The sequence below is a fragment of the Pseudotenacibaculum sp. MALMAid0570 genome, from assembly GCF_040151415.1.
Classification (GTDB): Bacteria; Bacteroidota; Bacteroidia; order Flavobacteriales; family Flavobacteriaceae; genus Polaribacter.
Genome location: NZ_JBDKWF010000049.1, coordinates 76,948 through 103,573, shown reverse-complemented (window position 1 = coordinate 103,573; position 26,626 = coordinate 76,948). Strand labels below are relative to the sequence as shown.

The window sequence follows — 26,626 nt, the reverse complement described above, 5'->3', positions numbered from 1 at the left end:
CTCTTTTTCTTCTAATTTATACTTCAACAACGATTCGTCGTTTTTTTTCTACAACTCGGTCATTCTTTTTAGACCAACCTTTTTTCTTGTTACACTTTTGTATCATCAAAACAACCGTAATGAAAAAAATTATATTCTTATTTGTTAGCTTATTTTACATCACTAGTTTTTACAGTCAAACTACTGTTTCAGGAAAAGTAACAGATCATAAAGGAGAAGCTATATTTGGCGCCAATGTTTATTTAGATGGAACTTATGATGGGGCTTCAACCAATGAGAAAGGTGAATTCTCATTCACTTCAGAAGAAAAAGGAACTCAAACATTAGTCGTTTCATTCGTCTCGTTTGAGGAATACACACTAACTGCAGATATATCAACCTTTAAAAAATTGACAATCAAACTTCGTGAAGATGTAAATACATTAGATGCTGTAATTATTAATGCAGGAACCTTTGAAGCAGGTGATAATGCAAAAGTAACCGCATTAAAACCTTTAGATGTTGTGACTACAGCTAGTGCTCTGGGTGATTTTGTAGGGGCTTTGCAAACACTTCCAGGAACTTCTACAGTTGCTGAAGACGGACGTCTATTTGTTCGCGGTGGTGATGCTGAAGAAACTCAAATATTTATTGACGGAATTCGAGTATTCACCCCTTTTACACCTTCTTCAAATAATATTCCTACACGAGGCAGATTTTCACCTTTCCTTTTTAAAGGGATTTCATTCTCTACAGGAGGATATTCAGCTGAGTATGGTCAAGCCTTGTCTAGTGTCTTGTTATTGAACACCATCGATGAACCAGATCAAGAAAAAACTGATATTGCGGCAATGACAGTTGGTATAGGTGTTGGAAATACTCAAAAATGGGAAAAAGGATCATTTAGCATCAATACTTCCTATATCAATTTAGCTCCTTATTTAGAAGCTTTTCCCGATAGAAATACATGGAACAAACCCATTCAATCTGCAAACGGTGAAATGGTATACAGATATAAGTTGCCTAATGATGGTTTGATAAAATTATATGGCGCCTTTAGTTATACAGATTTTGACTTAATCCAACAAGATATCAATTTTACGAATGGTTTCCGATTTGGTTTAGAAAACAGGAACTTATATTTCAACGGATCCTATAAAGGGATTTACAATAATGGATGGACCTTAGCCACAGGATTTTCTTTTGCCAATGATAACACCAATTTAAAAATTGTAGATGATTTGGTAAACGATAATGAAAATTCTGCTCATATGAAGATAAAAGCGAGAAAGCGTTTTAGCAATCGATTTAAACTCAACTTTGGTGCTGAATACTTTATCACCGATTTCAAAGAAAATTTCCAGAGCATGACTTTTGGCGATTTTGATTATGGGTTTCAAAACAATATTTTTGGAACATTTGCTGAAGCTGATATTTTCTTTTCAAAAAAACTAGCTTCAAAAGTAGGAATACGTTTAGAACATTCAGAACTTTTAAATCAAACTACTGTTTCTCCAAGAGCTTCTATTGCATATAAATTTGGTGAGTATTCACAGTTTTCTTTGGCTTATGGTCAGTTTTATCAAAATCCGAAAAGCGAGTATTTAAAATTTAGTAATGATTTTGTGGCAGAAAACACTTCTCATTTGATTGCTAACTTTCAATATGTAAAGGAAAAACAAATTTTTAGAATTGAAGCTTACTATAAAGATTACAAAGACTTAGTGAAGTTTGACACGCAATTTGTTGATCCTTCAAGTAATTTTAGCAATGATGGGGGCGGTTTTGCCAAAGGAATTGATGTTTTCTGGAGAGATAACCAATCAATTAAGAATACAGATTACTGGATTTCCTATTCTTTTTTAGATACAGAAAGAGAGTATCAAAACTATCCCGTTGCTGCTAGACCTAATTTCGCTTCTGCTCATAACCTCTCTGTTATAAGCAAACATTGGGTAGAAAAATGGAAAAGTCAATTCGGTTTTAGTTACAATTTTGCATCAGGTAGAAATTATACAGATCCAAATCAATCTGGTTTTCTAAATAGAGAAACAAAAAGTTATAATTCTATTAGTTTGAATTGGGCCTATTTAATTGATCAACAAAAGATTCTGTATTTTTCGGTAAATAATGTGTTAGGCACGAAAAATGTATTTGGTTATAATTATGCAAATCAACCAAATATTAACGGAACTTTTGCACGAGAAGCCATTGTTCCTAACGCAGATCAGTTTTTCTTTGTAGGATTCTTTTGGACCTTGAGTGATGATAATAAATCTAATCAATTAGACAATCTGTAATGAATGATGAAGTAGACCTTTGAAGTGAAAACTACAATTCGGTATTAAAAAACAACAATTCGGTAGATTCAATGTTTACAAAAGAAAAAAACAATTGATATTTGAACTATAAAACAAAACAATGAGGACAATCTTTTTTATCGCAACTTTTTTAGCTGGTAATATAGTCTCTGTATTCGCTCAAGAAAAAGAAACTTTTACTTTAACTATAGATGTAACAATTACCAAGCACCATAAAGGAACTATCTTTTTAGCTTTATTCAAGGGAAAAGATTCTTATTTGAAAAAACCTTACAAACATGGTATTAAAGAAGTAAAAGGCGGTAAAACAACACTAGTCTTTGATCAAATTGAAAAAGGAGATTATGCATTTTCGCTTTTTCATGATCTGAATGGAAATAAAAAGATGGACAAAAATTTCTTTGGGATTCCTAAAGAGCCTTATGGGTTCTCAAATAATAAAAAAGGAAGTATGGGGCCTCCTGATTTTAAAGACGCAAAATTTAATATAGACAAGAACAAAACTGTACAAGTAAGTATTAAGTAATTATGTTTAAAAGAATTCCATATATATTATTAGCTATTGGAGGAATTGGAGTGGGACTCTATCCTATTCTCTACTTTATTATGGAGAGAACTTTTGGTTTATTAAGCTCAAAGTCTGATACTATTTTAACCAGTGATCTTTGGAATTCTATGTTTTATACACATATAATTTTTGGTGGTCTTGCTTTACTGATAGGTTGGATTCAATTTAGTAAAAAAATACAACGGAAAAGAATTCAACTTCATAGAAATATTGGTAAGACATACTTAATTTCTGTATTGCTAAGCGGTGTTTCAGGAGTTTATATTGGCTACTATGCAACAGGAGGTTTGGTGCCAAAAATCGGTTTTATAACCTTAGGGTTTGTTTGGTTATTTACAACTGTAAAAGGTTATATTTCTATTCGAAAAAAAGATATTGTTACACATCAAAAAATGATGATTTATAGTTATGCTGCATGTTTTGCAGCAGTCACACTAAGAATCTGGCTTCCAATTCTAATTGCTAGTATGGGAAGTTTTATTCCAGCTTATAAAATTGTAGCATGGTTATGTTGGGTTCCAAATATAATTGTGGCTTACTTTATTATTAATCGAAAATTTAAAATAGCCGCGTCGGCAAGTTAAAATTAAATCAACTTATTAAAAATCAATCTATTATGAAAAAATTATTTTTATTCATCGGGGTATTGTTTGCCTTAAATGTAACGGCACAATCACAATACGAAAAAGGAATGGCGAAAGCATTAGGGCTTTGGCAACAAGGAAAAAACACAGAAGCTTCAAATTTATTCGAGAGAATTGCCAAAGCAGAAAAAGACAATTGGATACCTTACTATTACGCAGGAACCGTAACTACTTTATCAGCTTTCGGAATGAAAGATGAAGCTAAATTAAAGGTGAAATTAGAAAAGGCTGCTTCTTTCTTAGACAAAGCTGCTTCACTTGAGTCAAAAAATCCAGAAATTATGATTGCTCAGGCTTTAGTCAACACTGCCTATATCGCTTTTGACGGACAAAAATATGGAATGACATTATCTGGAAAGAATGTTCAAATCTACAAGAAAGCAATGAGTTTAGCACCTAACAATCCAAGAGTTATTTTAAGTAAAGCTGAATGGGATATTGGTGGAGCAAAGTTTTTTGGTCAATCTACAGAACCATTTTGTAAAGACATTAAAAGGGCTATCAAAATCTTTAAAGAAGAAAAAAGAACAAAGAAATTTTTCCCTTATGGAAGCATAGAAAGAGCTGAACAAGTTTTAAAGCAAAATTGCGGGAAATAAATTTAGTTATCAGTTATCAGTTATCAGTTATCAAAAAAACTAAAGGTTGACCATTGATAATTGTTAACTGATAATTTTATTGATTAGTTCTTGCTTACTCTTTTCATCATCACCAAACAACCATTGCAATACATTGTTTTCCCAAATGTCATCGTATTCTTGAGAAGTGATAATATTTCTCTCAACTCCTAAATCTAATATTTTCCCTGGATAGGAAGATTGGTTTTCACTTTCCATTTCTCCAAGTGGATACGGATCATCTAATCCCATTAATACTTGCTTTGCTCCTTGGTTCTTAATTAACAATTCTAAAGAACCTGTATCGTGCACTAAAGTGTCAAAGAAAATATTTTTATGTCCAACAGCTTTTCTAGGATGCTCTTTCCCTTCAAATAAATCGGGTCTTCCATCAAAACCTTGAATTCTTCTTCCTAAATTCATTTGAGCTAATTGTCCTCCGTGTGCAAAACAAATCCTCATATTTGGATATTTCTCATAATATCCGTTCAAGGTTAAAAAGTGGTAAGCATCTGCACATTGTGCTAACATCCAAATCAAATGAAAACGCCATGATGTATTTTGCAGTTTTATAAATTTCTCACCATCATAAGGATGAATTTCTACCGCTAAATTATATTTATTAGCCAATTCGAAAATAGGTTCGTTTTCTTCATCAAAAATACAACGCCAAGTTCCTATGGTATCCATATAGTGAGTGGGTAAACACAATAAACGCATACCCAAAACCTCTACGCAACGTTCTATTTCCCAACAAGCTCCTCTAACAAAACCTGGGTGCACAACAAATCCACAGGTAAACTTGGAAGGATTGTCATGTTGAATTCTTGCATTAAAATCGTTTTGAAAACGTAAGGCTTGTTTCATTTCTTCTACTCTCAATCCGTTTCCATATAGTTGAGAAAGATTTAAAACCACAGCATGATCGATCTTGAATTTCTCCATCCATGCCAACTTTTCATCTAAGAAGAAACTAGAGTCGGTTACGGGTCTACTCCAATCCTTTTGTAGCATATACTTTCTATCTTTATCTACCCAAAAGATTCCTTTATCTTTCATATACGTAGGAATTTCCTCTGGGTAAGGAAGTAAATGAGAGTGTCCGTTGATTCTTAATTTTCTCTTCATTGATTTGGTTTTGGTTGTATACACATCATTGTGCCTTGTAATGTTGCGAAAATGATTTCTTCTTTTCCATCTGTGATTTTTGCTTCGCAAAAAATTAAATTCTTGCCTGACTTTATGACTTTTCCTGTAGCTATAATTTGATCTGATGTAGCTGGACGCATTAAGTTGGTTTTAAACTCAACACTTAATACTTCTGAACCTAAAGGCATAGTTGTATGAGCTGCGTAACCACAAGCTACATCTGCTATACTAGTAATCACTCCTGCGTGAAAATAACCATGCTGTTGCGTTAAGCTTTTATTTTTATCGCAAGCAATTTTTACCATTCCTTTTTCAATGGCAATAATTTTAGCCCCCAAGGTTTTCATAAAACCTTGTTTGTCAAAACTTTTTTTTGCTTGTTCTATCATTTTCCAGGTGCTTCCATCACTGTTCCACAATTAGAACAAGAACATTTCTCCTTATCTGAATAGTAGGTGTCAAAAATAATAGGCATATCAGTCTCAATATTGTTAAGTGCAAATTCTTCTCTATACAAAGGAGCATGACAATTTTCACAGTACCATTCTAAAGCATCCATCACTCCTTCTGGTCTTGGATATTCAATCACCAATCCAACAGTATTTGCTTTTCTTTGCGGCGAATGTGGTACTTTGGCTGGTAATAAATAAATATCACCTTCATTGATTTCTACGTCTACTTGTTTGCCTTCATCATCAATAATTTTTAGCACCATATCTCCTTCTACTTGATAGAAAAATTCTGGAGTTTCATTGTAATGATAATCCTTTCTGCCATTAGGTCCTCCTACGACCATCACAATATATTCTCCACCATCCCATACACATTTGTTTCCTACAGGAGGTTTTAATAAATGTCGATTTTCATCAATCCATTTTTGAAAATTCAAAGGTTGTACTAGTTTGCTCATCTTTTTGACTTTTAGATTTATTGACATAAGAGTCAAGACAGTTTAAAAATACCTAAAAATATCTTGGCCCTAAAAATCTTACTTTTTATTCCTTATAATGATTTCGTTCTCCCTCCATCTACAGGAAGGTTGATCCCATTGATATATCCAGCCAAACCGCTTGCTAAAAATGTAATAGCTGCTGCTGTTTCTTCTGGTTTTGCAAATCGTTTTGCAGGTGCAGCATTTTTCATTGTTTCAGCTACTTCTTCTATGCTTTTTCCTGTTTTTGTTGATTTGTTCTTTAATATTTCATTCAATCGTTCTGTTTCGGTAGCTCCAGGCAGCACATTGTTGACTGTAATTCCAAATTGTCCTAATTCATTTGCTAAAGTCTTAGACCAATTTGCTACTGCTCCACGAATGGTATTGGAAACTCCTAATCCGTCTAATGGTTGCTTTACTGAAGTAGAAATAATATTGATAATTCTACCATATCCTGCTTTTTTCATCCCTGGAACCAAGCTTTGTACCAACACATGATTACATTTTAGATGCATTGTAAAGGCGCGTTCAAACTCATCTAAGCTGGCATTAAAAACTGGACCTCCAGCAGGACCTCCTGTATTATTGATCAAGATGTGAATGTTCATATTTATGGCTTCCAGTTTCCTTTTTAGATCTTCTGGATTGGTAAAATCTGCCACCAAATAATAGTGATGTTGGTTATCGTTAGGCAATTCTGCCAAAACTGCTTTTAGTTTCTCTTCGCTTCTCGCAACTAACATTACATTAGCTCCTTCTTTGGCTAAGGCAATTGCTGTTGCTTTTCCTATTCCTTGTGTACTTCCGCATACTAATGCGTTTTTATTTTTTAGCTGTAAATTCATTTATTCGTAAATTAATTTTGCTCTTTTGCTTAGTTTCTCCATCAATTTTTCTGGACTTTTCACCAGATTAAATCCAAATTTTTCATACAATGTATGTGCATCTTTGGTTGCTAGCATCCATTTATCAATATTCTTTAAAGGTGATTCATTTAATATTTCATTGATTAATAGCTTAGAATACCCTTTGCCTTGTTCTTCTTCAATTACAAAAACATCTAACAAATAGGCAAAAAACACTTTGTCGGTCATTACTCTTGCATAAGCAATTTGATTCCCTTGTTTAAAGAGTCCAAAATTGATGGTATTCTCAAAGGCAATTTTTTGTTCTTCATAAGTTCTTGATTCACCCCAATAAGAGTTTTTGATGAAGTTGAAAATCATCTCAAAATCCATATCCTTATTATTGGAAGAGAAATAGATGTTTTCCTGTAACTTAATCATACTTGATACAAACATTTTTAGGTTCTGTAAAGAAACGTAATGCTTCAAATCCTCCTTCTCGTCCAACTCCAGAGTTTTTAACTCCTCCAAATGGAGTTCTTAAATCTCTTAACAACCATGTATTTACCCAGACAATTCCAGCTTGAATCTGTTTAGACATTCTCATGGTTCTATTTAAATTACTTGTCCATAAAGTTGCTGATAATCCATAAGGAACATCATTAGCCATGGCAAGAACTTCTTCTTCAGTTTCAGTATCAAAAGGCATTATAGTTACTATGGGTCCAAATATCTCCTCTTGATTTAATTTGCATTGATTGTCTTGTACTTCAATAATTGTAGGTTCTAAATAGTATCCGTTCTCAGAACCACTTACTATTACCTCTTTTCCTCCAAGTAGAACCGTTCCTCCATAATCTGAAGCATTTTCTATATAGGATTTTACTTTTTCTAAGTGAGGTTTAGAAACCAAAGCTCCAACATTGGTATCTGCGTCAAATGGGTTTCCAACTTTTAACTGTGAAACAGCAGTAACAAAGTCTTCTTTAAATTGTTGATATATTGGTCTTTCTACAAAAATTCTGCTTCCGCATAAACAAATCTGCCCTTGGTTGGCAAAGGAAGATCGAACCGTTGTACGCAACATTTTTTCGTAATCACAATCAGCAAAAATGATGTTAGGATTCTTCCCTCCTAACTCTAATGATAATTTTTTAAACATTGGTGCAGCAACACTTGCAATATGCGCTCCTGTTTTTGTTCCTCCTGTAAAAGAAATGGCTTTAATGTGAGGATGTTCTACAATAGCTTGACCTGTTGTAGTTCCTAACCCATGAACAATATTTAAGACTCCTTTTGGCAATCCTGCTTCGTTGCAAATCTCTCCTAATAAATAAGCAGTCATTGGCGTAACCTCACTAGGTTTTGCTACCACACAATTTCCAGCTGCAATTGCGGGAGCAATCTTCCAAGAAAATAAATAGAGTGGTAAGTTCCATGGTGATATACATCCGACTACACCAATAGGTTGTCGTAAGGTAAAATTCACAGCATCTAGCCCTACACTTTCATGTGCTTCTGCAGCAAACTGTGTAATAGCATTTGCAAAGAATTGAAAGTTACTTGAAGCTCTAGGAATATCAACTGCTTTAGCAAGTTTTAGTGGCTTTCCATTGTCTTTAGACTCTGCTTCTGCTAACGATTCTAATTTATCAGAAATCAGTTGAGCTATTTTTGATAAAATGGCAGAACGTTCATCTAAAGTAGTATTTGACCAAGAAGGATAGGCTTCTTTGGCAGCTGTATATGCTTTTTCTACATCTTCTTTTCCTGAATTAGGAATCTGTCCGTATACCTCTCCTTTTGATGGATTGTAGTTATCTATCCAATTCTTAGACATTGGATTTGTAAATTCACCATTGATGTAGTTGAGTATTTTCATATTACAAATTTGTATTCAAAATAGCCAAGCAAATTTTTATGCCTTGGCGTATATTTCCGATTCGAATATTTTCATTTGGATTGTGTTGATTGTTATCCATATTCACCATCGGAACAATAATTGCTGGAATTTTCAATTCGTTAATTGCTGGAATGATTGGCACTGTTCCTCCCATCGTTCTAATTAGGACAGGTTTTTTTCCAAATGCATTTGTTAAGGCGCTATTTAGTTTCTTTCCAAATGGCGAATCCAACTCTGTTCTAAAAGCATTCACTCCAGAATTCCCTAAGAATTTTACAATTTTAGGATATTGCATTCTTTCTTCATCTGTTGGATCTCTGTCTAAAATTTTAAATCCTTGTTCTTCAATGTGATTTTTAATTTTATCCAATTGCTTTTTACCATCGGTTTCAACAACCAAACGAACATCTATATGAGCTGTTGCTATCTCGGGAATAATTGTTTTTAGTTTTTCTCCTTTCCATGAAGTTTCTATTTGGCGGATATTCAAGGAAGGGAATTGCATCGATTCTTGATAATTGTTACCCACAGATTCTTCTTTGCTAATTTTGAGTTTACGATTTATTTCTTCTTTGTTATCTGGAACCGAGTTTAAAATTTTTGTCACTTCAGGAGAAATTGTAATTCCGTCATAGTATCCTTTGATAAGAACCCTTCCGTCTTCACCTTTCATTGTTGACAGTAAATTGGTTAATCTGAAAACGGGGTTAGGCACATAGTTCCCATAATGACCACTATGCTGTGGCAATTTAGAACCGTAGGTAGTGATGCTAAATCTGGCAATTCCTCTACATCCAAAAGTAAGTGTAGGTTGATTACTGTTATGAGCAGGACCATCCATAATAATCATATAATCAGCTGCATACCTTTTCTTATATTTTGACAAAGTTGACAGAAAAGCTTTTGACCCATATTCTTCCTCTAGATCGAAAATGATTTTGATATTGAATTGAGGTTGTAACTTTTGAGCTTGTAATAGTTCCATAGCACTTAAGAACATCACTATTGGAGCTTTATCATCAGCTGCAGATCTGGCAAAAATTCGCCAATCATCATTGATTTTCCCATTTAATTTTGACCAAGAGATTGATTTCCAGTCACCATTATTTCCTTGTTCTTTTAAGACAGGAATAAAAGGATCTTTTTGGTTCCACATTTTCGGGTTCACCGATTGTCCGTCTAAATGAAAATAAAAAAGAACTGTTTTCAGCTTTGGGTTTATAATTCTTTCGGCTAATAAAACGGGTAATGTTGATGATTCTAATTCTGATACTTTAAAACCCACCTTTTCATAATGCCTTTTTACCCATTGAATGTTTTCATTCATTTTTTCAACATTCAATGGCAGGTTAGGAATGCTGACCAGTTCCTTATGATTTTTCAATACTTCAGGAAACTTTTGATTAATCTTAGCATCCCAGTTTTGAGCATGCAAATAACCACAGCATATAAAAATTAAGAATGCTATTTTTTTTACTAGTTTCAAACTATTTCTTTTTGTAAGCGGTTACTTTAATCTCTACAACTAAATCTGGATGTGGTAGTTGGTGTACTGCTACTGTTGTTCTTGTAGGTCCAGTTTCTTTATCAAAAAACTCTGCATAGGCCTTATTGTACCCAGCAAAATCGTTCATATTCACCAAGAATGCGGAAACATCTACTACGTCTTTTAAGCTCGCTCCAACCGTTTGAAGGTTCCTATCTATATTTTGCAAAACTTCACGTGTCTGTGTTTCTATATTCAAGCGTTTTGTGCCCATTTCGTCGATGATATCAACTCCAGCAATTGTATTATCTGGACGTCTAGAACTGGTTCCCGAAACAAAAATAAAATCACCTACTACTTTTACATGTGGGTAAGCTCCTCGTGGTGTTACTTTTTTTGACATATTATATTTTCTTTGCTAATTCTAACAACTTCATAGTTGTTCTATAGTTTCGAGAAGTCGCTATTACTTTTAGCTTTTTCTCAAATAAATTATTACTCAATTTTGTTTTTCCGTATCCTCCTAAACAGTGTAAATACACAACATCTTTCCAAATTGTAAACTCATCATCCTTTGCTCCATTGACCTCAATTTCAATATTTTGAGGAGCTTCATTTAAGAATGTAAAATACAATTTTTTCTCTTCGTTTACTGGATAAGGATTATTTTCAATAGTTGTTTCCCATTCTTCTACTGTTCTTATAACAACAGGAACATCATACCCAAACTTGGATTGAATACTTTCTTTAACCTTTGAAGCAATACTATTTTTTGATTCCTCGGTATCTAAAATGATATTTCCGCTTTGGATATATGTTTCAACATTTTTATACCCTAAGTCATTCAGCATACTTCTCAGCTCTTGCATGGGAAGTTTGTTTTTTCCCGATACGTTAATTCCACGAAGTAAAATGATATACTTATTCATGTATTTTATAATCTTTCTGTCCGATCCTGCAGCTTGTTTAGTATTTCTTTCAAATACTCTTTGGTTGTTATCTCTTGTATATTGATTTCTCCGGTTTTAATCATTTCTAACAAGCTTTCATCTTGAATCCTTCCTTTGACCATTGCTTGATGATAACCAATATGTTCGTTAAAGGTTACTAACGAATATTTAGAAGAATATTCTGATGGAAATTGTTCTTCTAAGGCCATTTCTATCTTTCTTTTTTCTTTAAAAATAGGATTAGCTACATGATCTCTCATTTCATAGTAATTGTCTATTGCTAAATCTGCAATAGCATCAGCATCTTGCTTCCTTTTCTTTTGAAACTCTGAAAAGATATACTCCCAATCACGCTCACCTGAACTTAACACCTCATCAAACACAACTACATCTTCAAAAGAAGCATTCATCCCTTGTCCGTAAAAAGGAACAATTGCATGCGCAGCATCTCCCATTAAGAGTGTATTTCCTTTATAAGCCCAAGGGTAACATTTTACTGTTCCAAGTTTACCTGTAGGATTGTTTTCAAATTCGTGTAAAATATCTGGTATTAAATTTAGCGCATCAGAAAACTGCTCTTTAAAAAACCTTGTGATTTTTTCCTTTGAAGTTAGGTGATCAAAGCAATGCGCTCCTTCAGAAAAACTTAAAAATAAGGTCACAGTGAAACTCCCATCCATATTAGGTAAAGCAATTAACATATATTTCCCTCGTGGCCATATATGCAGGTAATCTTTGCTAATGAGATGATTGCCTTTTGCATCTGCTGGTATTTCTAACTCTTTATATCCATGAGTTAAAAACTCTTGAGAAGCTTTAAATTCAAGGAATTGTTTTTCATAACTCTTCCTTAAAACAGAACCTGCTCCATCTGTACCGAAAATAACATCTGCATTAACTGCATACTGCTCTTTTGTTTGATGCGACTCAAATCTCGCCCATTTATTTTCGACATCAACTTCCAAACATTTTGCATTGAAGTGGATGGTCACGTTTTCATGCTTTTCCGCCTCCGTTAATAGAATTCCATTTAGGTCTCCTCTAGAAATAGAATTGATGTATTCTCCTTTTCTACCTGAATAATTAGACTCAAATGTATTTCCCTCAGTATCATGCATCAATCTACCTTTCATAGGAATACAAATTGCTCTCGCCTTCTCTTCAACTCCTGCTAAGCGCAAGGCTTTTAAACCTCTATCTGACAAGGCTAGATTGATTGATCTCCCTGCTGAAATATCGGTGACTCTTAAATCAGGTCGACTTTCATATACTGCGACCTTATAACCTCTCTGAGCTAGTCGTAATGCTAATAATGAACCGCACAAACCAGCTCCAATAATTAATATATGATCTTGTTTATTCATCTTTTTTCAGATTCGTTCCACACCAAGGGCAGAAATTAATTTCAATTACAGAAGTTCCCCCATCATGAATAGGTATTCCAAAGGTTCCATCTTCCCATTTGTTCATGACCACATCATAATCATCATGTTTAATTTCTCCTTCGTCATCCAGACTCTCATGTATCCTTTGCGCCATAGTTACACAACAGAAGTCTTTGTATGGAAACTTCTTTTTTTCAAATCCTTGAATTAACTTCCATTCATAGAACTCATTATTATCATACATCGCATCAACATAAGCCTCATGCTCTTCCCCATTCCATTTTGACTTTGTATAATCAAAATCGTTGTACTTATCGTACAGCTTTTTAAATTCTTCAAATGTCATTGAGTTCTTGTTTTAAAATCTCAACCATTCTATATACATCTTCAAAACTATTGTACAAAGGAACAGGTGCACAGCGTATTACGTCTGGCTCTCTCCAGTCTGTAATCACATTATTATCCGTCAATTTTTGATGCAAACGCTTATCTGCATTTTTCACTTGCACAGACAACTGACACCCTCTTTGTTCTGGATCGCTGGGTGTTATAATTTTAATCGCATCAGAATCTATTTGATTGATCAAATACTCAAAATACCCCGTAAGTTGGATTGATTTTTTACGTAGAGCATCCATCCCCACTTTTGCAAAAACATCTAAAGAAGCTTTAATTGCCGCCATTGACAATATAGGCGGATTACTTAATTGCCATCCTTCAGCTCCAGGAATCACATCAAAAGGTTGACGCATATTAAATCTGGTTTCTTTGTTATGATTCCACCAACCTGCAAAACGAGGAAGATCTTTTCTATTGGCATGCTTTTCATGAACAAAAAGTCCTGATAAACTTCCAGGCCCAGAGTTTAAATATTTGTAAGTACACCACGCAGCAAAATCTACATTACTTTCATGCAAATTAGGTTGAATATTTCCTGCTCCATGCGCTAAATCAATTCCAACTATACAATCTTTAGCATGGCCAAGCTCAGCAATTCTTTTTATATCAAAATACTGTCCTGTGTAATAATTCACCCCTCCAATCAATAGCAATGCTATTTCATCACCTTGCTCTTCCAAAATAGTTTCCAAGTCTTCCATATGCAACAGCTCTTCTCCTTCTCTTGGTTTCCATTCAACCAATCCGTCTTCAGTATCAAAACCATGAAATTTTAATTGTGATTGTACCGCATATCTATCTGAAGGAAATGCATCACTCTCAATAACAATTTTATATTTAGTCTTTGTAGGTTGATAAAAAGAAACCATTAATAAGTGTAGGTTGGTTGTTAAGGTGTTCATCACCACAACTTCAATAGGCTTTGCGCCAACAATTTCCGCCATTGTTTCAGTAAGAAACTCATGATAAGGCATCCATGGATTTTTAGCTTCAAAATGACCTTCTACACCATACTTAGCCCAATCATCTAATTCTTGCTGAATATATTGTTGTGTTAACTTAGGCTGCAATCCCAGAGAATTTCCAGTAAAATATAACCACTCATTTCCTTCTTTATCTTTCGGAATATGAAACTCTTTACGCAAATGAGACAGCGGATCTTTTTGATCCAATTGCTTTGCATATTCTAAAGTATTTGTGTGCATTTTATAAAAAACGTTTCATTATGTGAAACGGCGTTTTATAAATTTACAACTTTTTATTACTTTAGCAAAGTATCTCTTCAAAAATATACATGGAAAAAGATGTAAAAAATCTAAATCAATCTATCATCAAAGCTTTTAAAGTCTTAGATGCTTTTACTCCAGACAAAAAAGAATGGGGAGTAAGAGAGCTAGCAGCTAAAACTGGCTACAATAAAAGTACAACATATCGTTTGCTAAGCACTCTAGTTTCATTACACATTGTATATCAGAATGAAAATGAAAAATATAGCTTAGGGAGCAAGCTTTTTGAGTTAGGCAATCGAGTTTCATTGTATGAATCCTTAACTACCATAAGCAATCAACCTATTAGAAATATTGCATTAGATATTGAAGAAACTGTATTACTAGGCGTTCTGAAAGAGAATCAAGTACTCTACATCAACAAAGCTGATAGTTTGAATGGTTTAAAAATTAGCACTTCCATTGGATCCCATCAACCTATTTATGCAACCGCAACAGGGAAACTTTTGATGGCTTTTTCATCCTTAGAGAAACAAAAAAACTATTTGTATCAAAACACTTTTGGCTCTTTAACAAAGAACACAATTACAAACATCTCTAGTCTTCAAAGTGAATTCAATAAAATTAAAAAGCAAGGGTATTCTTTAGATTTAGAAGAATTTGAGTTAGGTTTGATTTGCATTGCTATTCCCGTTTTCAATAAAAAAGGTGAGGTTATTGCTGGAATTAGTGCCTCAGGACCTTCAAGCAGATTTAAAATGGAGAAGGTAGAAAAATACATTTCCATTATGCAAAACGGAGTGTCTTTAATAGAGAGGTTTTTGTAATTTTAATACAATACTCTAAACTTAATAGTTCCTTCTACTTCTTTTAAAGCTTTGATTACTTTTTTGTTATACTCTTTATTGATATCGGTAATTACATATCCTACTTTAGCATCTGTAGATAAGTATTGACCAGTGATATTTAATTCAAATTCAGCCAATACTTGATTAATCTTAGCCATTACACCAGGAACATTCTTGTGGATGTGTAAAAAACGATGTGCATTTATTTGTCTTGGCAAGCGAATGTTAGGAAAGTTAACGGCATCAACTGTATTTCCAGAATTGATGTATCCCATAATCTTACTAGGAACAAAATCAGCAATATCTTTTTGCGCCTCTTCTGTACTTCCTCCTACATGTGGAGTTAAAATTACATTTGAGAGCCCTCTTAATTCTGTATGATAATCTCCGTTAGCTCTTGGTTCTTGAGGATATACATCTACAGCTGCTCCTGCCAACTTACCTGATTGCAAAGCTTCTTTTAATGCTTTGATATCTATTACAAAACCTCTAGAAAGATTTACCAAGTGAGCACCATCTTTCATTTGATTTAATTCTTCTTTTCCTATAAAGTTTTTATTTGCTGGATTATCATCAATATGCAATGTAATAACATCTGAAATTCTTAATAAATCTTCTAGTTTATCAATCTTCGTAGCGTTACCAAGAGCTAATCTATCTTCTACATCATAGTAATAAACATCCATCCCTAAAGATTCTGCTAAAATTGATAATTGTTTACCAATATTTCCATATCCTACAATTCCCAATTTTTTCCCTCTAACTTCTTTTGATCCTTGCGCAGTTTTATTCCATTGGCCATTATGTAATTCTGTACTTCTTTGGAACACGGAACGCATCAGCATGATAATCTCTCCAATTGCCAATTCTACAACAGATCTTGTGTTGCTATAAGGTGCATTGAAAACTACAATTCCGTTTTCTTTACAAGCTTCTAAATCAATTTGCTTGGTTCCAATACAAAAAGCTCCAACAACCATTAATTTATTTGCAGATTCAAGTACTTTTTTTGTCACCTGAGTTTTAGAGCGAATTCCCAAGACATGAACTCCTTTTAACTTCTCAATTAAATCATCTTCAGACAAACTTGTAGAAACCGTTTCTACTGTAAATCCATCTCCAGATAATTTTTGAAATGCATCAGGGTGCACATTTTCAAGTAACAAAATTTTAATTCTATTCTTCGGATAAGAAATATTTCTCGGGAGTTTATTAACAAATAAAAACTCGTCTAAATTAGGTGCGATATGATCTGCATTTTCAATAGTTTTTTCTCTTTCAACATTTTCAGTATAGGCGAAAAACTTATCTGCCACACCAGCTTCCTTAGTAACATAATCGCTATAACCATCTCCAATAACCTGAATCTCTCCATCTAAATTCAAATCTTTTAAGCATTGAATTTTTCCATTATGGGCTGACAGTACATTCTCTGCATCAAATCCAACAATCACATCATTTTCATCAAACACAAAAGTATTAGCATACACTCTTTCTGATGGGATATTATAATCTTTGACAATATCATCTATGAATTCTTTAAAACCACAAGAGATTACATAAATATCTTCTGAAAAATTTTCAAAAAACTCTTTGTTTCTTTCAATAGATGGTGACACTTTCTCTTTTAACTCTTCTATAAGAAGTGTTAAATCAGATTTTTTTGCGTTCAATAATTTGATTCTTCTTTCTAGAGATTCTGTGAAAGAAATTTTTCCATCAATTCCTAGATTGGTAATTTCAATAATCTCATTAATAATTTCATCTTTCTTTGGATTATTTACCAAAGTAATTTCCGCCAAAACATCTAAGGCTTCAACACGTGTAAGCGTGCTATCGAAATCAAATACAAAGTTTCTTTTAGTGTGGATCATGCCATCAATTAATAAGCCATAAACTTACAAAATGAAGCAATAAAACAAGGGCTTTCGTATATTTTTTTACTAAAACGATTTCAACCGCTTTTCAAGTTCTAATTATTGAAAAATCAATAGTGACATCCACCACATAATCGGAAGAGCTTCCACCCAAAAAGAACTATAATATTTAGACTGATTTTCTTTGGCTCTCATCAAGAAAAATAACAATATAAAGCTGACTCCTAACAAGGCATTTCTAAAGAACAAAGAGTCTGTTATTACAAATTCAAGTGTTAAGACTATCAGCAACATCCCAAACCCAATTCGCTTTGTTTGTTGGACTCCAACTTTTTGAGGCAGTGTTTTTACATCCTTGAAGTCTAATTGTATGTCTCTAATTTCAAAAGGAAGGATTAATACAATAATGAAAAGTAATCTTTGAATAAATAATAAAACGAGGTTTACATCCACCTCATGGCCATTCTCCAGCAAAGGAACAACAGCTGTAACTCCAGACCAAACTCCAGCAACAACAAAAATCTTTAAATAACTTATTCCTCTTAGATTTTTTTGAAAGCCTCCCAAAAAAGGAATGATATATAGCACTGTTAAAAGTCCAAACGGAGAAAAATAAATGAGTGTTTCTATAGATAATTGCCATCCGTAATAACACAACAAACAGAAACAGATGAATGAGAAAATCTGAATCAATCTCATACTTTTAGTCAAGCTCATATGGTAGAACTTTGCTACTCCAGCATATTTGATGAAATTATATCCAGTTATAGTTCCAAAAAAAATAAAATAATTTAGGTTTTCGTTATACGGAATATCAAAATACAATTCGGTAATTCTTGTTAGCGCATAAACTGACAACGCTACATGAATACTAGCATTGATATAAAAACTAAAAAGATGCTTTAAAAATGTCATCATACAAAAATAGGTATTCTTTTCTAGGAAAATTATGAAGAGAATTTTTCATTAGTTTTAAATAAAATCACACGCATTTTACATTCAATTTTTCCTTATTTTTGATACGCAAAATAAATAACACAAAATGAACACAAATTTGTTTCAAAGTAGACACATTGGACCTAACAAAAAGGAACAAGAACAAATGCTCAAAACTATTGGAGCTGATAGCCTTGAAAATTTAATTTTTGAAACCATTCCAGATGATATTTTACTAAAAGATTCTTTATCATTGGACGCTCCTATGAGCGAGTATGAATATTTAAATCATATTGAAGAGCTTTCAAAAAAGAATAAAGTTTTTAAAAGCTATATTGGTTTAGGTTACAATGAAGGTATTTTACCAAGTGTTATTAAGAGAAACATTTTAGAAAATCCAGGTTGGTACACTGCTTATACTCCTTATCAAGCTGAAATAGCTCAAGGAAGATTAGAAGCTTTATTAAATTACCAAACAATGGTATGTGACCTAACTGGAATGGAATTGGCAAATGCTTCTTTGCTTGATGAATCAACAGCTGCTGCTGAAGCAATGGCTTTGTTGTTTAATGTTAGAGAAAGAGCTCAAAAGAAAGCAGGCGTGAATAAGTTTTTTGTTTCTGCTGAAATTTTACCTCAAACTCTTTCCGTATTAAAAACTAGAGCTATTCCTATTGGAATTGAATTAGTTGTTGGAGATCATGAAGAATTTGATTTTTCAGAGGAATTCTTTGGCGCGATTGTGCAATACCCAGGGAAACACGGACAAGTGTATGATTATACAGATTTTGTAGCTAAAGCAAATGCGAAGGATATAAAAGTAGCAGTAGCTGCTGATATTTTATCTTTAGTAAAGCTAAAAGCTCCAGCTGAATTTGGCGCTGATGTTGTGGTTGGGACTACACAACGTTTTGGAATTCCTTTAGGATATGGCGGACCTCATGCTGGTTATTTTGCGACAAAAGAAAAATACAAAAGAAGCATTCCAGGAAGAATTATTGGAGTAACAAAAGATAAAGATGGTGGGCGTGCTTTACGAATGGCTTTGCAAACTCGTGAACAGCATATCAAACGTGAAAAAGCCACTTCAAATATCTGTACAGCTCAAGTATTATTAGCTGTTATGGCTGGAATGTATGCGGTGTATCATGGAAAAGATGGAATTCAGTTTATTGCAGACCGAGTACATCAAAGTACTATAACCTTAGCCAAAGCATTAACTGATCTTGGATTCAAACAAGTCAATTCTCATTATTTCGACACAATTCAACTTAATGTTGAAACTTCTGTTTTAAGACCAGTTGCTGAGGCCAATGAGATTAACTTCAACTATATTGATAAAAACACAGTTTCTATCTCATTAAATGAAACCGTAGGTTTAGCAGAAATTAATGCTATCGTAACTACTTTTGCTAATGCATTTAATATTCAAGCAAATGAGATTACTGAATTTGCCAGTGCTGATGTAATTCCTCAATTAGCAAAAAGAAACACAACCTTCTTAGAGAATGAAGTTTTTAACTCGTATCAATCAGAAACTGAAATGATGCGTTATATCAAAAAACTAGAACGTAAAGATTTAGCCTTAAATCATTCTATGATATCTTTAGGTTCTTGTACCATGAAATTGAATGCAGCATCTGAAATGCTGCCTTTGAGTTCAGCAAACTGGGGTAATATCCATCCTTTCGCTCCTTTAGATCAAGCTCAAGGATATCAAGAAGTATTGAAAAAATTAGAGCATCAATTAAATGTAATTACTGGTTTTGCTGGAACTTCCTTACAACCAAATTCTGGAGCTCAAGGTGAATTTGCAGGTTTAATGACTATTAGAGCTTACCATCAAGCAAATGGAGATCACCACAGAGATATCTGTTTGATTCCTGCTTCTGCTCATGGAACCAATCCAGCATCTGCTGTAATGGCAGGAATGAAAGTAGTGGTTACAAAAACTGATGAAAAAGGAAATATCGATGTTGAAGATTTAAGAGCAAAAGCTGTTGAATATAAAGAAAACTTAGCAGCTCTAATGGTAACCTATCCTTCTACACATGGAGTGTATGAAAGAGCTATTAAAGAAGTAACCCAAATTATCCATGATAATGGCGGACAAGTATATATGGATGGCGCAAACATGAATGCTCAAGTTGGGTTGACTAATCCAGCTACAATTGGTGCAGATGTTTGTCACTTAAACTTACATAAAACTTTTGCCATTCCTCACGGTGGTGGTGGTCCTGGAGTTGGACCTATTTGTGTGGCTCCTCAATTGGTTCCATTTTTGCCAACCAACCCTGTGATTGCAACTGGTGGCGAAAATGCGATTACTGCTATTTCAGCTGCTCCTTGGGGAAGTTCTTTAGCTTGTTTGATTTCTTACGGATATATTACCATGCTAGGAACTCAAGGCTTAACTGATTCTACCAAAGTTGCCATTTTAAATGCTAACTATATCAAAGAGCGATTAAGTGAGCATTACAAGACGTTGTATACCGGTGAAATGGGAAGAGCTGCTCATGAGATGATTATAGACTGTCGTGACTTTAAAGAAAATGGAATTGAAGTAGTAGACATAGCTAAGCGTTTGATGGATTACGGATTCCATGCTCCAACGGTATCTTTCCCTGTTGCAGGAACAGTAATGATTGAACCAACAGAATCTGAGAACAAAGCCGAACTAGATCGCTTCTGTGATGCTATGATTTCTATTAGAAAGGAAATTGCATTTGCCAAAAAAGAAGATCCGAATAATGTTTTAAAGAATGCTCCTCACACGATGGCGATGATTACGGCTAATGATTGGGATTTACCATATTCTAGACAAGAAGCTGCATTTCCTTTAGATTATATAGCTGAAAACAAATTCTGGCCAACCGTTAGACGTGTAGACGAAGCTTTTGGAGACAGAAACTTGATTTGCTCTTGTAATCCTATTGAAGATTATATGGAAGCGTAAATCAATTGATAAATTACGGATTTTGAATTCTAAATAAACCGTTCCTTTTGGAGCGGTTTTTTTTATGGATTATTAATCAAAGTAGTAAATGGCATACCTAAAATGGCAACAATGACAGATAAGAAAATGATTGAATTGCAATCTGAAATAAATCCATAAAAAAAAAGCCTCGACAATGTCGAGGCTTTTTTTTTATTATTGTTTGCTACAAAATTACTTTTTGAATTTCGCGTATTTGCTTTTGAACTTATCAATACGTCCTGCAGTGTCTACTAACTTAGACTTACCAGTGTAAAATGGGTGAGATGTTCTAGAAATCTCTAATTTTACTAAAGGATACTCAGTACCATCAACATCTAAAGTTTCTTTGGTGTTTGCAGTTGAACGTGTTAAAAATACATCTCCGTTAGACATATCTTTAAATGCTACCATTCTGTAATTTTCTGGGTGTATTCCTTTTTTCATTTTTCTGACTTTTAAATACTTATGTTTTACTTTTACAAGAACAAAGTTGGTAAAGCTTTCTTCTTTATTTATTCAAAAAGCTTGAGTAGAGCTAATTGAGGGTGCAAATTTAACCATATTTTTGAATTTACAAACAAATAAATTGTTTTATTTGTATAAAATAATTCTACATGAAATCAATTCGTCTATTTTCACTTTTAGCACTGACAATCATCGTTTTAACATCTTGCGAGACATCGTATAGGTTTACAATTAACACACCTAAAAAAGCTGTTCTAAACGATAAAATCACTATTAGTTTAAAAGAAGAAAACAATCAGTCTTTTGAAAAAGCACTCTTTTTTGTAAATGGGAAAGAAGTATCTGCTCAGAATAATTCTTTTACACTTGACACAAAAGATTATGGCGTTGGTAAACAAATGATTTCTGCAATGGTATATTATGGTGAGGGAAAAACCAAACGTGTAAACAATTCAGTAGAAGTTTTTTCTAATATTCCTTATCAAGCTTATACATACAAAATTATCAATAGCTATCCTCATGATGGAAATGCTTTTACTCAAGGACTAGAATATCACAATGGGTTTCTATATGAAAGTACAGGAAGAAAAGGTCAGTCTACCATTAGAAAAGTAGAGCTAAAAACAGGTAAGGTTGTTCAAAAAATAGATATCGATGAACGTTATTTTGGTGAAGGTATGACTATTTATGACAACAAAGTTTATTTTTTAACATGGAAAGCTAACAAAGGGTTCATCTATGATTTAGAAACCTTTAAAAAAGAAAAAGAATTTGCTTATGGAAGAAGTAAAGAAGGTTGGGGATTAACTCATAGCGAAAATGAATTGATTAAATCTGACGGAACTAATAGAATTTGGTTTTTAGATGCTACTACTCAAAAAGAGAAAAGGTCAATTCAAGCTTATAATCACAAACAGAAGATTCCAAAATTAAATGAGTTAGAATATATTAATGGAAAAATATATGCAAACTACTGGCAGAAACCATTAATTGCTATTATAAATCCAGAAAACGGTATTGTAGAAGGAATAGCAAACCTTACGGGTCTTATTAAAGAGATGAGAAAAACTCAAACTCTAAAAGAAGATGATGTACTCAATGGTATTGCATATGACAAAGAGAATAATCGTTTGTTTGTAACTGGTAAAAACTGGAAGAAGTTATACGAGATAGAATTAATCAAACAACAATAATCAAATCGTTTAAAAGTTATACTTTTATACAAATTGTTTCGATGAGAAATTTTGTTTTCCTTTTTTTTATCATTCTTGCTGTTTCAATAACATCTTGTAGAAAAGATTTTAGCACAATTCCTAGTTTTGGTGAATTAGAATTTTCTAGAGATACTGTTTATTTAGATACTGTCTTTACCAACATAGGTTCTGCTACATACAATTTAAAAGTATATAATAGAAGCAATCAAGATATCACTGTTCCTAGTATTGGCTTAGAAAGAGGAAACACTTCTAACTATCGATTAAATGTTGATGGAATTCCTGGAAAAACATTTGAAAATATAGATATCCTTGCTAAGGACAGTATCTTTATTTTTGTAGAAACCACCATAGATATTAGCTCTGTTTCCAATCCTTTGTATACAGATCGAATTTTATTTGATAATGGAACCAATCAACAAGATGTAGATTTAGTAACATTGGTTCAAGATGCTACTTTTATTTTTCCAGGTAGGGATCCTATTACAATGGATATAGATCAATTAGATTTAGATGGGCAAACTACCACAATTCAAGGTCGTTTTTTAGAAGATTCAGAATTAAACTTCACCAACACAAGACCCTATGTAGTATATGGTTATGCAGCGGTAGCTGCTAACAAAACCCTTACTATAGATGCAGGTGCTAAAATACATTTTCATGATAATTCTGGATTGATTATCGATAGAGACGCCACATTAAAAGTGAATGGAACTTTAAATGAAAAAGTAGTCTTTGAAGGTGATAGGTTGGAACATGGTTTTAGTACAATTCCAGGACAATGGGGAACAATATGGATGCGAGCTGGAAGTAAAGAAAATGAGATACATCATGCTCAAATTAAAAATGGTATTATCGGTATTTTAGTTGACTCAACAACTTCTGCTACTCCTACCCTACGATTGAGCAACACAGAAATCTTTAATCATACAAACTTTGGTATTCTTGGAAGAGAAACTAGTATAGTAGGAGAAAATGTGGTCATAGGAAGTGCTGGAGAAGCTTCTTTTGCTGGAATTGTTGGAGGTTCTTATGATTTTACGCATAGTACTTTTGCTAATTTTTGGAATCGTGGAATTAGAGCTTTACCAGCTGTTTTGATTAATAATTTTTTCACATTTACCAACGACCAAGGTCAGCAAGTAACAGAAACTAGAGATTTGAATCAAGCTAATTTTACCAATTGTATTATTGATGGAAATAATAACATTGAGTTTATTGCCGATAAAGTTGATGGGAGTGCTTTTAATTTTAATGTAGCCAATTCAATGATTCAGTTTAACGATCTTAACGGAACATTTACTGGAATTCCCGAATTGGATTTCACAAATAGCAATCTATATCAGAATATTATTTTAAACGGATTTTCTCATTTTAGGGATGCTTCTGCTAATGATTTTATTATTGGTCAGGATAGCGATGCCATTAATCAAGCTAATGCTTCAGGAGCAGCTCAGGTTCCTAATGATATTTTAGGAGTAATAAGAACCTTAAATCCAGACTTAGGCGCTTATCAACATATTAATTTTTAAGAATTTCTTCTAGCTGATTTTTGAATCTTTCTTTGTCATCAACATAAATTGCGATCGATCTGGCTTTTCTTTTTAATCCATAAATACCTGAAAAACGAATCTCTTCTTTCATATGTAGGATAATATTGTATTCTCCTAAAGTTCCCAAAGGAGAAAAAGGAATTACACTTTTGTCTTCAGGTAGATCTTTAGATGAAACTTCAAGGCTTTCAATTTTATTTATCGGAATGAAAGTATCTACAAAGAATCCGTATCGTAAATTCAAATTCTCTTCAACCTTGTCTATGATATAGGGACGCATCATAACTGATTTAGTCAAGGCAAAAATCTGCAGTCCGGTATAGGCACTTAAGACAGTAATTATCCAGCCAATAACTAGGTTCCATTTTACTAGAAATGCATGCAACCAAACAGTTTCAATAACAATAAGTAAAGTGAATCCTGCCAAGATAGATACCAATGCGTTTTTTTTGTGATAACTAAATTCGTTTTCTGTTAGTTTGGGTGATTTCCATCTCAGAAAACCATAATAAATCATCGATATTTCTGTCACTAAAATCGTAGCAATCTTCTTCGGAAAAACTTCAGATGCAGCTTGCTTTAGATTCGTATAAAAATCATTAGATGTCTTTTGATATCTTTTTGAAACTTGTCTTACTTTGTAAATCAAAAAACTTAGCACACCTAATTCTAATACTGGAATCAAGTATGTTTTTATAGAGTTTAAAAGAGAACTATGTTCTTGAGGTAAAAAAATACTCAATACCACCACACCTAAAACGGCCACAGTAATAACTGTAAATTTTGGGATGTTTCTTTTTCGAATAATCAAAAAATAGATGAACGGAATTGTAATTAAAAAATCGATTGTAATTGCTGAAGAAAGCGCTTCAGGATTATCTAAAAAAAAGCTTGACTTCAAAAGAAAAATCAAGCTTACTCCAATAATAAATGGTATTGTTACTAGAAAATATTTGGTAAAGTTGAGTGCGGTATTTCTCATACTCTTATCGTTATATTGCGATTACCTATATGTCTCTTAGAAACGTATTTCGTTACGTTTTAAATCAAATTATTTCTTATAAATTTTACCATCTTTCATAACAAAAACTACATTCTCCATAGTAGAAATTTTCTTGGTTGGATCATCATTTACAGCAATAATATCTGCGAAAAATCCTTTTTTAATTTGACCAATCTCATTTTCCATTCCTAAAATCTTAGCATTGGTAATGGTAGCTGATTGAAGTGTTTCCATAGCTGGCATCCCAGCTTCCACCATAAATCCAAACTCCTTACCACTATTTCCGTGTTTAAAAACTCCTGCATCGGTACCAAAAGCAATTCCTACTCCTTTTTTATAAGCCCTCGCAAAAGTTCCTTGGATTTGCGGACCTACAGCTAATGCTTTGGGAACTACAATTGCTGGATAAAATCCTTTGATTTTTGCTTTCTCAGCCACTTCTTTACCTGCTGTAATAGTTGGAACTAGATAAGCATTATGTTTTTTCATTAAATCCATTGTTTCATCACTCATATAGGTTCCGTGTTCAATAGTCTTTACACCTCCAAGAATGGCTCTTTGCATTCCTTCGTCACCATGAGCATGAGCAGCTACATGCATTCCGTAATCTTTAGCAGTATCACAAATTGCTTTAATCTCTTCAACTGTAAATTGAGGGTTGTCGCCACTTTTCGCAACACTTAATACACCACCAGTTGCTGTGATTTTAATACAATCTGCTCCATTTTTATATCGTTGTCTTACTGCTTTTTTTGCATCCTCTACACTATTTACAACCCCTTCTTTTGGCCCTGGATCTCCAATTAACTTTCTAGCTCCTCCATTAGTAGGATCTGCATGTCCTCCTGTTGTTGCCAGAGATTTTCCAGCTGTAAAAACTCTTGGCCCAGGAACCTTACCTGAAGCAATCGCTTTTTTTATTGAAATGTTAACTCCTGTTCCTCCTAAATCTCTTACGGTAGTAAATCCAGACAACAATGTTTCTTTAGCGTATACTGTTGAGTTAAAAGCTATGTCTGCTTCATTTAAAATATATCTTTCTAATCTTGTCTTAGGGTTAAATTCCTGTTCGATATGCACGTGCATATCAATCAAACCAGGCATTACTACTTTATCCTTTAAATTGATGACCTTATCATCTTTATTTCTAGGTTGTACATACCCATCCATAACACTAACAATTTTATTGTTTTGAACAATTATTGTTTTTTTAGACTGAACCTTTCCAGCTTTTACATCTACAAGCTTGCCACAAAGAATATAGGTGCTTTGAGCCATTGTTATAGTTGAAGAAAGAATAAATGCTAGAAGTAAGAGTACTTTTTTCATTGTTTTTATTTTGATGCC

Annotated in this window: 25 protein-coding genes; 8 read left to right on the top strand and 17 right to left on the bottom strand. The window is 33.4% G+C overall.

The genetic code is table 11. The features are described from left to right. Positions 1 to 119 precede the first annotated feature (119 nt). From AAON49_RS10705 to AAON49_RS10690, 4 genes are all read left to right on the top strand, one after another. Positions 120 to 2,279, top strand: coding sequence for a TonB-dependent receptor (locus AAON49_RS10705; RefSeq protein ID WP_349554523.1), 2,160 nt, complete (start codon positions 120 to 122; stop codon positions 2,277 to 2,279). Between the two features lie 121 nt (positions 2,280 to 2,400). Then, positions 2,401 to 2,826 carry a DUF2141 domain-containing protein gene (locus AAON49_RS10700; RefSeq protein ID WP_349554522.1) on the top strand — a complete coding sequence of 142 codons (426 nt, stop codon included), beginning with the start codon at positions 2,401 to 2,403 and terminating at the stop codon, positions 2,824 to 2,826. Between the two features lie 2 nt (positions 2,827 to 2,828). Beyond that, positions 2,829 to 3,452 carry a DUF2306 domain-containing protein gene (locus AAON49_RS10695; RefSeq protein ID WP_349554521.1) on the top strand — a complete coding sequence of 208 codons (624 nt, stop codon included), beginning with the start codon at positions 2,829 to 2,831 and terminating at the stop codon, positions 3,450 to 3,452. A gap of 32 nt (positions 3,453 to 3,484) precedes the next feature. Beyond that, positions 3,485 to 4,111 (top strand): tetratricopeptide repeat protein, encoded by a 627-nt coding sequence (locus AAON49_RS10690; protein WP_349554520.1) that lies wholly within the window; start codon positions 3,485 to 3,487, stop codon positions 4,109 to 4,111. 63 nt (positions 4,112 to 4,174) lie between these two features. Here the strand turns inward: AAON49_RS10690 and AAON49_RS10685 are convergent, their stop codons facing one another. The 12 genes from AAON49_RS10685 to kynU form a co-directional block, all read right to left on the bottom strand. Next, positions 4,175 to 5,257: an amidohydrolase family protein gene (locus tag AAON49_RS10685; RefSeq protein ID WP_349554519.1), complete on the bottom strand. Its 1,083-nt coding sequence runs from the start codon at positions 5,255 to 5,257 to the stop codon at positions 4,175 to 4,177. Continuing rightward, the gene (locus tag AAON49_RS10680; RefSeq protein ID WP_349554518.1) at positions 5,254 to 5,667 is read right to left on the bottom strand and encodes a PaaI family thioesterase; all 414 of its coding nucleotides are present in this window, start codon (positions 5,665 to 5,667) and stop codon (positions 5,254 to 5,256) included. Before AAON49_RS10680 ends, AAON49_RS10685 begins: the two co-directional genes overlap by 4 nt. Next, positions 5,664 to 6,188, bottom strand: coding sequence for a 3-hydroxyanthranilate 3,4-dioxygenase (locus AAON49_RS10675; protein WP_349554517.1), 525 nt, complete (start codon positions 6,186 to 6,188; stop codon positions 5,664 to 5,666). Before AAON49_RS10675 ends, AAON49_RS10680 begins: the two co-directional genes overlap by 4 nt. Positions 6,189 to 6,280: 92 nt before the next feature. After that, positions 6,281 to 7,057 carry an SDR family oxidoreductase gene (locus AAON49_RS10670; protein ID WP_349554516.1) on the bottom strand — a complete coding sequence of 259 codons (777 nt, stop codon included), beginning with the start codon at positions 7,055 to 7,057 and terminating at the stop codon, positions 6,281 to 6,283. Continuing rightward, positions 7,058 to 7,498: a GNAT family N-acetyltransferase gene (locus AAON49_RS10665; protein ID WP_349554515.1), complete on the bottom strand. Its 441-nt coding sequence runs from the start codon at positions 7,496 to 7,498 to the stop codon at positions 7,058 to 7,060. Then, on the bottom strand, positions 7,491 to 8,939 hold the full coding sequence (locus AAON49_RS10660) for an aldehyde dehydrogenase (RefSeq protein ID WP_349554514.1): 1,449 nt from the start codon (positions 8,937 to 8,939) through the stop codon (positions 7,491 to 7,493). The genes AAON49_RS10665 and AAON49_RS10660 overlap by 8 nt, the downstream gene beginning before the upstream one ends. A 1-nt stretch (position 8,940) precedes the next feature. After that, positions 8,941 to 10,446, bottom strand: a complete 1,506-nt coding sequence (locus AAON49_RS10655) for a M20/M25/M40 family metallo-hydrolase (RefSeq protein WP_349554513.1) — start codon at positions 10,444 to 10,446, stop codon at positions 8,941 to 8,943. 1 nt (position 10,447) lies between these two features. Beyond that, positions 10,448 to 10,849: a RidA family protein gene (locus AAON49_RS10650; RefSeq protein WP_349554512.1), complete on the bottom strand. Its 402-nt coding sequence runs from the start codon at positions 10,847 to 10,849 to the stop codon at positions 10,448 to 10,450. A 1-nt stretch (position 10,850) separates the two neighbouring features. Next, positions 10,851 to 11,375 (bottom strand): DUF1697 domain-containing protein, encoded by a 525-nt coding sequence (locus AAON49_RS10645; RefSeq protein WP_349554511.1) that lies wholly within the window; start codon positions 11,373 to 11,375, stop codon positions 10,851 to 10,853. 5 nt (positions 11,376 to 11,380) lie between these two features. After that, a complete protein-coding gene (locus tag AAON49_RS10640) occupies positions 11,381 to 12,760 on the bottom strand; it encodes an FAD-dependent oxidoreductase (RefSeq protein ID WP_349554510.1) in 1,380 nt (459 codons plus the stop codon). Further along, the gene (locus AAON49_RS10635) at positions 12,753 to 13,127 is read right to left on the bottom strand and encodes a DUF6980 family protein (protein ID WP_349554509.1); all 375 of its coding nucleotides are present in this window, start codon (positions 13,125 to 13,127) and stop codon (positions 12,753 to 12,755) included. The genes AAON49_RS10640 and AAON49_RS10635 overlap by 8 nt, the downstream gene beginning before the upstream one ends. Next, positions 13,117 to 14,385 carry a kynureninase gene (gene kynU, locus AAON49_RS10630; RefSeq protein WP_349554508.1) on the bottom strand — a complete coding sequence of 423 codons (1,269 nt, stop codon included), beginning with the start codon at positions 14,383 to 14,385 and terminating at the stop codon, positions 13,117 to 13,119. The genes AAON49_RS10635 and kynU overlap by 11 nt, the downstream gene beginning before the upstream one ends. Before the next feature lie 89 nt (positions 14,386 to 14,474). Between kynU and AAON49_RS10625 the strand changes: the two genes are divergently transcribed. Further along, a complete protein-coding gene (locus tag AAON49_RS10625) occupies positions 14,475 to 15,233 on the top strand; it encodes an IclR family transcriptional regulator (RefSeq protein ID WP_349554507.1) in 759 nt (252 codons plus the stop codon). A gap of 2 nt (positions 15,234 to 15,235) precedes the next feature. On the opposite strand, the gene serA is transcribed toward AAON49_RS10625, so the two are convergent. Together serA and AAON49_RS10615 are read right to left on the bottom strand one after the other, a co-directional pair. Continuing rightward, positions 15,236 to 17,128 (bottom strand): phosphoglycerate dehydrogenase, encoded by a 1,893-nt coding sequence (gene serA / locus AAON49_RS10620; RefSeq protein WP_349554506.1) that lies wholly within the window; start codon positions 17,126 to 17,128, stop codon positions 15,236 to 15,238. A 102-nt stretch (positions 17,129 to 17,230) separates the two neighbouring features. Next, the gene (locus AAON49_RS10615; RefSeq protein ID WP_349554505.1) at positions 17,231 to 18,049 is read right to left on the bottom strand and encodes a UbiA prenyltransferase family protein; all 819 of its coding nucleotides are present in this window, start codon (positions 18,047 to 18,049) and stop codon (positions 17,231 to 17,233) included. A gap of 124 nt (positions 18,050 to 18,173) precedes the next feature. Here AAON49_RS10615 and gcvP point away from each other — a divergent pair, with 124 nt between their 5' ends. Further along, positions 18,174 to 21,023, top strand: a complete 2,850-nt coding sequence (gene gcvP, locus AAON49_RS10610; protein WP_349554504.1) for an aminomethyl-transferring glycine dehydrogenase — start codon at positions 18,174 to 18,176, stop codon at positions 21,021 to 21,023. Positions 21,024 to 21,236: 213 nt separating this feature from the next. On the opposite strand, the gene AAON49_RS10605 is transcribed toward gcvP, so the two are convergent. Continuing rightward, positions 21,237 to 21,488, bottom strand: a complete 252-nt coding sequence (locus tag AAON49_RS10605) for a type B 50S ribosomal protein L31 (protein WP_349554503.1) — start codon at positions 21,486 to 21,488, stop codon at positions 21,237 to 21,239. Between the two features lie 170 nt (positions 21,489 to 21,658). Between AAON49_RS10605 and AAON49_RS10600 the strand changes: the two genes are divergently transcribed. Together AAON49_RS10600 and AAON49_RS10595 are read left to right on the top strand one after the other, a co-directional pair. Next, positions 21,659 to 22,702, top strand: a complete 1,044-nt coding sequence (locus tag AAON49_RS10600; RefSeq protein WP_349554502.1) for a glutaminyl-peptide cyclotransferase — start codon at positions 21,659 to 21,661, stop codon at positions 22,700 to 22,702. A gap of 41 nt (positions 22,703 to 22,743) precedes the next feature. Then, positions 22,744 to 24,255, top strand: coding sequence for a hypothetical protein (locus AAON49_RS10595; RefSeq protein ID WP_349554501.1), 1,512 nt, complete (start codon positions 22,744 to 22,746; stop codon positions 24,253 to 24,255). Here AAON49_RS10595 and AAON49_RS10590 read toward each other — a convergent pair. Beyond that, a complete protein-coding gene (locus AAON49_RS10590; RefSeq protein ID WP_349554500.1) occupies positions 24,245 to 25,258 on the bottom strand; it encodes a hypothetical protein in 1,014 nt (337 codons plus the stop codon). The two genes, AAON49_RS10595 and AAON49_RS10590, sit on opposite strands and share 11 nt — an antisense overlap. Before the next feature lie 69 nt (positions 25,259 to 25,327). After that, complete coding sequence (locus AAON49_RS10585) at positions 25,328 to 26,608, bottom strand: metal-dependent hydrolase family protein (RefSeq protein ID WP_349554499.1); 1,281 nt, start codon at positions 26,606 to 26,608, stop codon at positions 25,328 to 25,330. Between the last annotated feature and the right edge of the window lie 18 nt (positions 26,609 to 26,626).